Consider the following 1,762-nt stretch of genomic DNA (forward strand, 5'->3'; position numbering starts at 1 on the left):
AGGGCGTGCAGATCATTAACTCGTGGCTTTCCGCTCGGCGAGTCGTTGGTTTGGTATGAGCAGGTTGGAAGGACAACGGGCCGGGTTGGCAGCCAAGTTCGAGGCGATTCTGCCGCACCTCGACGAGCGACAGCGTCGCCTGTTGATAGGGGCTGAGGCCCGGTCGCTCGGCCACGGTGGGATCAAGGAGGTCGCTCGGGCCGTCGGTGTTCGTGAGGCCACGGTATCTGCGGGAATGCGAGAACTCGGTTCCGGAGAAGCACCGTTGGGACGGGTTCGCCGGCCCGGCGGCGGCCGCAAACGTGTCGTCGTCCTGAACCCAGCCGTCCGCAAGGAGCTTCTCGCACTGATCGAGCCCGACGTCCGCGGAGATCCGATGTCGCCGTTGCGTTGGACCACCAAATCCACCCGCAAGCTGGCCGAACAGCTGACCCGGCAGGGCCACAGGATCTCCGCGGATACGGTGGGTGACCTGCTGCGCGAAGAGGGCTTCAGCCTGCAGAGCACCGCCAAGACCCTCGAAGGCAAGCAGCATCCCGACCGGGACGCACAGTTCCACTACCTCAACGAGCAGGCCCGCAATCACCAGGACAGCGGGTCCCCGGTGATCAGTGTGGACACGAAGAAGAAGGAACTGGTCGGCCCCTTCAAGAACAACGGCCGTGAATGGGAGCCGACAGGCAAGCCGGTGCAGGTCGACACCCACGACTTCCCTGACCGCGAACTGGGCAGAGCGGTGCCCTACGGAATCTACGACGTCGCCGCGAACACCGGCTGGGTCAACGTGGGCACCGACCACGACACCGCCACGTTCGCCGTCGAATCCATCCGCCGCTGGTGGAACAGAGCCGGGCAGGCCGCCTATCCAACGGCCGACCGGCTGCTGATCACCGCCGATGCGGGCGGCTCCAACGGCTATCGCACCCGCACCTGGAAGACCGAACTCGCCCGGTTCGCCGCCGAGGCCGGACTGGCGATCACCGTCTGCCACCTGCCTCCCGGAACATCGAAGTGGAACCGAATCGAGCACCGGCTCTTCTCCCACATCACCATGAACTGGCGCGGACGGCCCCTGACCAGCCACGAAGTCATCGTCGAAAGCATCGCCGCGACCACCACCAAGACCGGCCTGACCGTGCACGCCGAACTCGACACCAACCCGTACCCAACCGGAATCCAGGTCAGCGACGACGAGATCGCCGCCCTGCCGATCACCCGGCACCGCTTCCACGGCGACTGGAACTACACCCTCCACCCCCAGCATCCGCTGGACGCGACGGCCCTCAGCAGTCAGTCAGGCCAGACGCCGGCGAGTGAGCCGCATTGCCTCACGGCGACTTCACTGCAGGACCCCGAGCTGACCGGCATGACTCGCCAACAACTCAGCCAGCTCACCGACGCGCTGACTCCTGCACTGGAGGTTCAACGCGAGCGAGTGCTCCGCACCCGCCGCGGTCACGAACGCCTGGTCGCCCCCGGCACAGGCGCAAAAGCCAAGCTCACCCCAGCCGACCGGATCCTGGCCACCGTGCTCCACCTGCGCAAACTCGCCACCATGAACCTCCTGGGCCAACTCTTCGGCGTCACCGCCATAACCATCTGCCGAGCGAGTCAGGAAGTCCGCCCACTCCTGGAAGCACGCGGCCACCACATCAACGCCTCCACCGCCCGCTTCCGCACACCAGCCGACATCATGACGTTCCTCGCTCCAGACCCCACCCAAACCAAGATCAAAAAAACGAGTTAATGATCTGCACGCCCT

The 1,762-nt window shown here is 65.4% G+C and carries 1 protein-coding gene; it reads left to right on the top strand.

Annotation, left to right across the window (positions count from 1 at the left end; all coding sequences use genetic code 11):
- Positions 1 to 55 precede the first annotated feature (55 nt).
- A complete protein-coding gene (locus ACFWBQ_RS38295) occupies positions 56 to 1,747 on the top strand; it encodes an ISAzo13 family transposase (RefSeq protein ID WP_385508669.1) in 1,692 nt (563 codons plus the stop codon).
- Positions 1,748 to 1,762 lie beyond the last annotated feature (15 nt).

The sequence above is a fragment of the Streptomyces sp. NPDC060035 genome, from assembly GCF_042736635.1.
Taxonomy (GTDB): Bacteria; Actinomycetota; Actinomycetes; order Streptomycetales; family Streptomycetaceae; genus Streptomyces.

What these genes read in the sequence shown, in the direction of transcription:
- ACFWBQ_RS38295 (WP_385508669.1), top strand. Translation starts at nt 56, where the DNA reads ATGAGCAGGTTGGAAGGACAACGGGCCGGGTTGGCAGCCAAGTTCGAG.